General features: G+C 54.8%; 3 protein-coding genes. All 3 read right to left on the reverse strand.

Annotation, left to right across the window (positions count from 1 at the left end; all coding sequences use genetic code 11):
• Window positions 1-1,064 (reverse strand): hypothetical protein (locus RMSM_RS32680; RefSeq protein ID WP_008707830.1); only part of this gene is annotated, 1,064 nt, incomplete at its 3' end.
• Window positions 1,065-1,110: 46 nt separating this feature from the next.
• On the reverse strand, window positions 1,111-1,698 hold the full coding sequence (hisB, locus tag RMSM_RS32685) for an imidazoleglycerol-phosphate dehydratase HisB (RefSeq protein WP_008707833.1): 588 nt from the start codon (window positions 1,696-1,698) through the stop codon (window positions 1,111-1,113).
• A partial coding sequence (locus RMSM_RS32690; protein WP_040770723.1) for an aminotransferase class I/II-fold pyridoxal phosphate-dependent enzyme occupies window positions 1,695-2,069 on the reverse strand: 375 nt, incomplete at its 5' end. The genes RMSM_RS32690 and hisB, both read right to left, overlap by 4 nt.

Consider the following 2,069-nt stretch of genomic DNA (forward strand, 5'->3'; position numbering starts at 1 on the left):
TCATGGAAATCGAAGTTGCTCGGCACTTCGACGTAATGATTGGTTTCATGAATCGCTTGAGCGAGTGCGAACATTTTTTCGTCTGCCTCACCCCCGTAATCTGCAAAACTCATTTCGGCTTCGATCGCGTGCGAAAGATCATGGGGAAGCGAGCTGAGTTGTCCCGATGGCAGGTGAAGAAATACGTCCCACGCGGATGGTGTCATCGCGATCTGGTCCATCGCATCGCCAAGTCGCACGGTTGCTTTATCGGCCACCGGGAAAACAGGTTTTGACGTTGTCTTTGTCTCTGCCGAGCCGCTGAATGAGAGGACCGGAGGGGGCGGATCACAGCAGACGTCTTCGGGAACCAGTTCCGGCTGATCACCAAATCGCCAACTTTCAGGGCGATGTCCTGTCAGTCGCTCGAGCAGGTTGCACCAAGCTTCGCGGGCATCCGCGACAGTGGCATTGGGCGCGGTGTCAATGAAATAGTCGTTGTTAATTCCCATCACTTGTTTAAGTGATTCTCCCTGTTCAGGCGGCAAGTCCAACGCAAGCTCGTCCAGGGCCCAGTCTTCGTCAGGCAGCACGCGGTTGCGAAGCACCTCCACCGCCACTTGCCATGTTTCGACGTCGATGCAATCGGCTTCGACAAATCGTTCGAGTGGTTCTTCGCCATCAAATTCCACGTCATCGATTATCTCATACAACGCTTCGATGGTCTCACTGCGTTTTTTCGAAGGATCACCACTGGAGAAATCGGGGTTGTCATCGATTTCAATTTCAATTTGAACAAGCACGTGGCGAAAGATCGTCGCAATGGTCGCGTCGAGCAAAGCGGTGCGGCGTGGGGCGGCGACCTTGGGATCCAGCAGGTAGGAAGTCACGCGATCGACCATCACGACTTGCTGTTCGGGCGTCATGCGGTCGAACAGTTCCACGTCTCTGGGAAACGGAGGATACTTGCTCTCGGCACTGGGAATTGCGTTGCGTACTTCACCGATCAGCGACCATGCCGCACTGGCAATCAAGCGGGCTTCGGCATTTCGTAAAACGCGACAACCTAGGCTGGAGTTCCACATCGGATTGAGTGTCCTTTTTCAAAGGTTGTTGCGGTATTAGACGAGACTATAGCACCCCTTTGGTGCTTGGGATCGCGTCGCTTCGAGGGTCGCTTTCGGCTGCCATGCGGATCGCGCGTGCGGTCGCTTTGAAAACGCACTCGGCGATGTGGTGCGAGTTGCGGCCGTGATGCAACACGACATGCAGGTTGCTGTGCGAATTCGCCGCGAATGATTGCCAGAAATGTTCGACCAATTCGCTGTCGAACGTGCCGATCTTTGCCGCAGCAATCGGTGCGTGGTATTCAAACGCGTAGCGGCCACCGAGGTCCACCGCAGCGGTCACCAAGCATTCGTCCATCGGCAACGTGAAGTGCCCGTAGCGTCGAATGCCCGCTCGGTTTCCCAACGCTTCATGCATCGCTTGGCCCAGTGCGATGCCGATGTCTTCGGCGGTGTGATGGTCATCGACATGAAGATCGCCTTTTGCCTTGACGTCCAAGTCGATCAACGCGTGTTTCGCCAATAGATCGAGCATGTGATCAAGAAAGCCGATGCCCGATGCGCGAGTGCCGCCGCCATCACCGTCCAGGTTCAGCGTCAATTGAATATCGGTTTCGCCCGTTTTCCGAGCGATCGTTGCGGTGCGTGTCATGCGTTCTTCTTCAAGTAGTTTTCCAGCAACATCAAGCAGACGTCAATTTGTTCATCGGTGCCGACCGAGATGCGAAGTCCATCGCCCCACTCGGGGAATTTCATGAATCGCACCAGGATTTGATTCTTCTTCAAAAATTCGTACATCCCTTGGTGATCACCACTGGGGTGTTGGCACCAAACGAAGTTCGCTTGCGATGGCGTGACATTGAACCCGAATGATGTCAGGCGATCGGCAAGTCGCGATCGAGTTGCGTTCATCTTAGCGACCACATCGGCCAACCAGTCTTGGCAACCCATCGCGGCGGTGGCTGCAGCGATCGAAATCATGTCACAGTTGTAGCTGTCTTTGATTTTCGCAAGCTCGGCGAT

Origin of the sequence: Rhodopirellula maiorica SM1 (assembly GCF_000346295.1) — a bacterium.
In the GTDB taxonomy this organism is placed as follows: Bacteria; Planctomycetota; Planctomycetia; order Pirellulales; family Pirellulaceae; genus Novipirellula; species Novipirellula maiorica.